This window comes from Verrucosispora sp. SN26_14.1 (assembly GCF_004307965.1).
GTDB lineage: Bacteria > Actinomycetota > Actinomycetes > Mycobacteriales > Micromonosporaceae > Micromonospora.
Window position 1 is genome coordinate 24445 of sequence record NZ_SISL01000024.1, and the last position, 6539, is coordinate 30983.

Below are 6539 nucleotides of genomic sequence, written 5' to 3' on the forward strand. Positions count from 1 at the left end.
GCTCACTACCGTGAACCCGGATCGGCAACTGCCGGGAGGCGGGGCGTTGGCACACGAGGTGGTCGAGCTACGGGTGCACGGTGTCTCCGGCACCTCCGCCGAGTCGCTGCTCGACCATCCCGTGGTGATCCGGGTCGCCGGAGACACGAACGCCGGGTTCTACCGCCCCCGCCCCGGCTTCGGGATCAGCGACCGGCCGGGCGGGATGCACGTGGAGGCGTACCGCTGGGGTGCGCTCACCGCGGGCGGCGCGGTGCGTACCCTGTCGCTGCTCTTTCTGCTGCCCTTCATGCTGGTCAACCTGGCGGTGTGGGCCCGGCCGCCGACCGGCGGCAGCGGCAGCCCCATCGGTCCGGTCTGCCGTCTGCTCGCCGCCACCCTGACCGCCGCGTTCGTTCTCTCCATCGTCGGCGTGACCGTGGACATCGTCGGCTGGCAGTGCACGCCCTACGAACCCTGCGTGCGGAACCGCCCGTACCTGTCCTGGCTGTCGTACCTGCCGCTGGGACCGCGCCTGGCGCTGCTCGCGCTGGTCCCGATCGGTGCGCTGCGGCTGCTCTGGTGGCTCGGCGAGCGGTCCGCCCGGGTCTTCGAGGCGTTCCCGGCCGCACGCGGCCAGGACCGGGGCGGCGACGGGGAGGACCGGATCGACAGTCCGGGTTTCTGGAACGACGCGCTCGTGGTGCAGCGGCTGCGCGCCATCCACCGGGCGGTCGGGCTGGGCACCCTGGACGTCATCCTGCTCGGCGCACAGATCAACATCTTTCCCACCCCGGTCGCGTACGTGCTGTTCGTGGCGGCCTGGTTGCTGCTCGCGGCCTGCGTGGTATTGCTCACGATGCCCGCTCGCCGGGTCGGCGACGGGCAGGGCCGGGGACCGGTGGACTTCCGGGGCATCCGCCCGGTGCGGGTCGTGGCCACCGGGCTCACCGTGCTGGCGCTGATCTACACCGTGATCCCGTTGGAGCCGCCCCCGCCCCGTGAGCAGTTGCCCGGTTACGAAGGGGCGGTGGCCGCCTTGGTCGCGGTCCAGGCCGCCCTGCTGGCCGTTCTCACCGCCGCCACGCTGCACCAGCGACGACACGGCGCGGGGAAGGGCACGTCCTGGTTGAGCGGGCTGGCCGCGCCGGTGCTCGCCGCGGCGGCGATCGCCGCCGCGTACGGGTTCTCCGCCGCCCTGGTCTACCGGGTCGCCGACTTCCTGGACCGGGGCGAGATCCCGAACCCGGCCCGGCCGAACCTGCCCGGCGCACCACCGCTGGAACCACCCGTCTCCTACCGGTGGGCCGCGCTCGCCGGCCTGGTGGCGATCGTGGTGGTGGCCGCCACGACCATGTGGCGGGTGCTGAGCAGCCGACGCCGACGACGTCGGATGGCCGAGGAGGTCGTGCGGCGGGACTTCCCCGACGTGCCGCCGGAGGCCGTGAACCGACGCCGGGCAGTCCGCGAGGTGGTCGCCCGGGCCGCGATCGCCGAGCAGCTCACCCCGGCCTTCATCGTCTTCCTGGTGCTCTCGCTGATCGGCGTGGCCGCGGTGGGGCTCGACCTGATCGGCATCGGACCGTCGGACCTGAGCCGACGGATGATCCACACCGACGGCACGGCGACCACGAACCTGGCCATCGCCACCGACGTCGGGATGTACGTGATCGGGCTGGTCGGCCTCGGCATCCTGGTGCTCGGGGTGCTCTCGTACCGGTCCGAGGAGACCCGGCGCACGGTGGCGGTGATCTGGGACCTGGGCACGTTCTGGCCGCGTACGGTGCATCCGTTCGCGCCGCCCTGTTACGCCGAGCGGGCCGTGCCGGAGCTGGCCAAGCGGGTCACCGCACTGACCGCCCGGGGCGACGTGGTGCTCTCCGGGCACAGTCACGGCTCCGTCCTCGCCGCCGCCACGCTGCTCCAGTTGCCGGACTCGGTGCGGCAGCGGGTGGCGTTGCTGACCCACGGCAGCCCGCTGCACCGGCTCTACGCCCGCCTCTTCCCCGCCTTCCTCGGCGACGCGACCCTGCACGAGCTGGGCGACCGGATCGGCTGGCGGTGGGTGAACCTGTGGCGCGACACCGACCCGGTGGGCGGGCCGATCTTCTCCGCGCACCACCCGGGCGAGCGTCCACGCGTGTCGGGGCCGGCCGGTACGGTCGACCGTCGGCTCCGCGATCCCCGCGCGGTCGTCGTCGACCCGGACGACACCGTCCCGCCCCCGATCGACCAGCACTGGCCATACCACACCGACCGGGGGTACGAGGCGGCCGTGCACGAGCTGGCCGGGCGGCTCGACCCGACCGGGCAGCCGCCACGACGCCGGTAGGCGGCCACCGGCACGCAGGGTCCACGGTCGGTCGCCGTACGCGCCCGGCGGGTGGCCGGGGCGTGGTCTCCGCCGCGTCGCGTGGCGGCCTGTCGTACTCCTCCGGCAGGATGCAGGGCGTGTGTGCCGACCGCGACGACCAGCCGACCGGAGCCGTCTGATGACTGACCAGGGGATCCACCGCCCGGGCGAGCTCGACGGCCCGCGCGAGGGGGTCGACCCGGGCGGGCTCGACGGCCCGGGTGAGGGGGTCGGTCGGGTGCTCGGCACCGCCGACGCCACGCCGCTGCAGTTCTGGACGGCGGTCGCCCCCGGCAGTTACCTCCAGCTCGACGACGTGGTGGTGACCCGGCGGGAGCTGCCGGACCGCGAGCCGGTGACCATCGCCGGGGTGGTCACCCAGGTCCGTGCGCGGCACGAGGGCGCACAGTTCGACTCCGACGTGTTCGCCATCGCCGACGGCACGCTGCCGGCGCAGGTGCAGGAGGCAGCGGAGATCACCACCACCCGGGTGGACCCGGAGTTCTACGTGCCGCCGCACCCGGGCGCGGTGGTGCACCGGGCCGAGGGGGACGCGCGCGCCCGGGCGCTGCACTTCGACCGGATGGAGCGACGCGTCCCGATGGGCACCGGGCGCGACGGGGTGCCGGTCTACCTCAACGCCGACTTCCTCGACGGCACCCGGGGCGCCCACGTGTCGATCTCCGGCATCTCCGGGGTGGCCACCAAGACCAGCTTCGCCACCTTCCTGCTCTACTCGGTGTTCCGCTCCGGCCAGCTCGGCGGGGACGCGGTCAACGCCAAGGCGCTGATCTTCAACGTCAAGGGCGAGGACCTGCTCTTCCTCGACCACCCGAACGCCCGGCTGGACGATCCCACCCGGGCCGCGTACGCCCGGCTCGGCCTGGTCGCCGACGCCTTCCCGGACGTCCGGGTGTACGCTCCGCCCCGGGTCGGCGACTCCTCCGGCACCCCGGACGTGCACAACCGACTGACCGGGGTGGACAGCTTCTACTGGACGCTGACCGAGTTCTGCGAGAAGCGCCTGCTGCCGTACGTCTTCGCCGACGCCGACGACGAGCGGCAGCAGTACACGATGGTGGTGCACTCGGTCGCCGCGCACCTGGCCCGCTACGCCCAGCCCGCCGACGGCGGGGTCAGCGTCGACGGGGTGCGCCTGGGCACGTACGCCGACCTGGTCGACCACATCGTCGAGCAGCTCAGCGACGACGAGACCCGCAGCGACTGGGCGGGCAGCGCGGTCGGCCTGGGCACCGTGAACGCCTTCGCCCGGCGGCTGATCGGCAGCAAGAAGGACCTGTCCCGGTTGATCCGGGGCGACCTGGCGACCCGCCGCCCACACTCGATCAACACCGCCGAGTCGGCCCAGGTCACCGTCGTCGACCTGCACAACCTGCCGGATCGCGCGCAGCGCTTCGTGGTCGGCGTGACCCTGAAGACCGAGTTCGACAACAAGGAGAAGCAGGGCGCCAAGCCGCTGCTCTTCGTGGTGCTCGACGAGTTGAACAAGTACGCCCCCCGCGAGGGCTCCTCCCCCATCAAGGAGGTGTTGCTGGACATCGCCGAGCGGGGCCGCTCGCTCGGGGTGATCCTGATCGGCGCGCAGCAGACCGCCAGCGAGGTGGAGCGGCGCATCGTCACCAACTCGGCGATCCGGGTGGTCGGACGGCTCGACCCGGCCGAGGCGTCCCGCCCCGAGTACGGTTTCCTGCCCCCGGCGCAACGGCAGCGGGCGCTGCTGGCCAAACCCGGCACGATGTTCGTCAACCAGCCCGACATCCCGGTGCCGCTCTGCCTGGAGTTCCCGTTCCCGGCCTGGGCGACCCGGGTCTCCGAGGCCGGTGCGGCACCGTCGCAGACGTTGCGCTCGATCACCCAGTCCGCCGACCCGTTCGCCGTGGTGGGTTCCGGCGGCGGCAGCGCCGACGACGACATCCCCTTCTAGACGACATCGTCTTCGCCACGAGGAGAGGGCTACCCGTGAAGATCCTGCACACCTCGGACTGGCACGTGGGCAAGGTCCTCAAGGGGCAGTCCCGGGCCGAGGAGCACAAGCAGGTGCTGGCCGGTGTCATCGACATCGCCCGCCAGGAGCGGCCCGACCTGGTCGTCATCGCCGGCGACCTCTACGACACCGCCGCGCCGACGGCGGAGGCGACCCGCCTGGTCACCCGCGCGTTGACCGCGCTGCGCCGCACCGGCGCCGACGTGGTGGCCATCGGCGGCAACCACGACAACGGCGCGGCGCTGGACGCGCTGCGCCCGTGGGCCGAGGCCGCCGGCATCACCTTGCGCGGTGCGGTCCGCGAGGATCCGGCCGAGCACGTCGTGGACGGCACCACCGCCGACGGGGAACGCTGGCGGCTGGCCGCGCTGCCGTTCCTGTCCCAGCGGTACGCGATCCGCGCGGTGGAGATGTACGAGTTGACCGCCGCCGAGACCAACCAGACGTACGCCGACCACCTGGGCCGCATCCTCACCCGGCTGACCGAGGGTTTCGACGAGCCGGACCGGGTGCACCTGGTCACCGCGCACCTGACCGTGGTGGGCGCGAGCACCGGTGGCGGTGAGCGGGACGCGCACACCGTGCTCGGGTACGCCGTGCCCGCCACGGTCTTCCCCGGCACCGCCCACTACGTCGCGTTGGGGCACCTGCACCGCGCCCAGCGGGTGCAGGGGCCGTGCCCGATCCGCTACAGCGGCGCCCCGCTGGCGGTGGACTTCGGCGAGCAGGAGAACGTCCCGTCGGTGACCCTGGTCGAGGTGACCGCCACGACGGCGGCACGGGTCCGGGAGGTGCCGGTCGCGGAGGCGACGGCGCTGCACACGGTACGCGGCACGCTGGCCCAGCTCGCCGAGATCACCGCGCCGGAGGGCTGGCTGCGGGTGTACGTCCGCGAGCAGCCCCGGGCCGGGCTGCGGGAGGACGTGCAGGAGCTGCTCCCCCGCGCGTTGGAGATCCGCATCGATCCGGAGCTGGTGCCCGCGCCGGGCAGCGGCACCCGGGTCGCCCAGCGGGCCGGCCGGTCGCCCCGCCAACTCTTCGCCGACTACCTGGACAACCGGGGGCACGCCGACGACGGAGTCCGGGAACTCTTCGACGAGCTGATCGAGGAGGTCGAGCACTGATGCGGCCGATGCGGCTGGACATGGCGGGCTTCACCGTCTTCCGGGACGAGACCACCGTCGACTTCACCGACGCCGACTTCTTCGCCCTGGTCGGGCCGACCGGTTCGGGCAAGTCGACGGTGCTCGACGCGATCTGCTTCGCGCTCTACGGCACGGTGCCGCGCTGGGGTGGCGCGCGCGGGCTCGGCAACGCGCTGGCCCCGTCGTCGACCGAGGCGCGGGTCCGGCTGGTCTTCGAGTCCGGCGGGGCCCGCTACGTGGCCACCCGGGTGGTGCGCCGGGACAGCCGGGGCAACGCCAAGACCGCGAACGCCGGTCTGCAACTGATGCCCGACGGTTTCGACGTCACCAAGCTGGACACCGGGCTCAGCCCGGAGGACCTGGGCGAGGTGGTCGCCGGTACGCCGGCCGAGATGGAGACCGCCGTGCTGGAGGCGGTGGGTCTGCCGTACGAGCAGTTCACCAGTTGCGTGGTGCTGCCGCAGGGGCAGTTCGCCGACTTCCTGCACGCCCGTCCCGCGACCCGGCAGCAGATCCTGGTCAACCTGCTCGGTCTCGGCGTCTACGAGCAGGTGCAGCAGCGGGCCACCGCCCGCGCCGGGCAGGCCGAGGCCAGACTGGAGACGGTCGACCAGCTGCTGGCCGGGCTCGCCGACGCCGACGACGCCACGTTGGCTCAGGTCACCGACCATGTTGGCCGGATGCGGGAGTTGGCGGAGGCGGTGGCGGCAGCCGTACCGGAGCTGGACGCGGCGCGGGCGACGGTGCGCGAGGCCGGGTCGGCGCTGGCGGCGCTGGACGCCGAGTTGACCGTGCTGGGCGAGGTCCGGGCACCGGACGGGGTGGCCGAGGTGGCCCGGGCGGTGGACGCCGCGCGGTCCGAGGCGGACGCGGCGGCGGGCGCGGTGTCGCTGGCCGAGGAGCGTGAGGAGAAGCTGCGCGGGGAGTTGGCCGCCGCCGGTGACGAGAGCGCGCTGCGGATGCTGCTGCGCGCGTACGCCGACCGGGACCGGCTCGCCGCCGAGGCGGAGCAGGTACGCGCCGTGGTGCGGACCGCCGGTGCCGAGCACGAGGCGGC

The 6539-nt window shown here is 73.4% G+C and carries 4 protein-coding genes; all 4 read left to right on the top strand.

What is annotated here, in order from left to right:
* Positions 1-10 precede the first annotated feature (10 nt).
* A complete protein-coding gene (locus EYA84_RS04755) occupies positions 11-2311 on the top strand; it encodes a hypothetical protein (RefSeq protein WP_131051779.1) in 2301 nt (766 codons plus the stop codon).
* Positions 2312-2471: 160 nt separating this feature from the next.
* Positions 2472-4277 (top strand): ATP-binding protein, encoded by a 1806-nt coding sequence (locus EYA84_RS04760; protein ID WP_236145592.1) that lies wholly within the window; start codon positions 2472-2474, stop codon positions 4275-4277.
* Between the two features lie 35 nt (positions 4278-4312).
* A complete protein-coding gene (locus EYA84_RS04765; protein ID WP_131051780.1) occupies positions 4313-5461 on the top strand; it encodes an exonuclease SbcCD subunit D in 1149 nt (382 codons plus the stop codon).
* Positions 5461-6539: AAA family ATPase (locus tag EYA84_RS04770; RefSeq protein WP_131051781.1), on the top strand; the 1079-nt coding region annotated here is incomplete at its 3' end. The genes EYA84_RS04765 and EYA84_RS04770, both read left to right, overlap by 1 nt.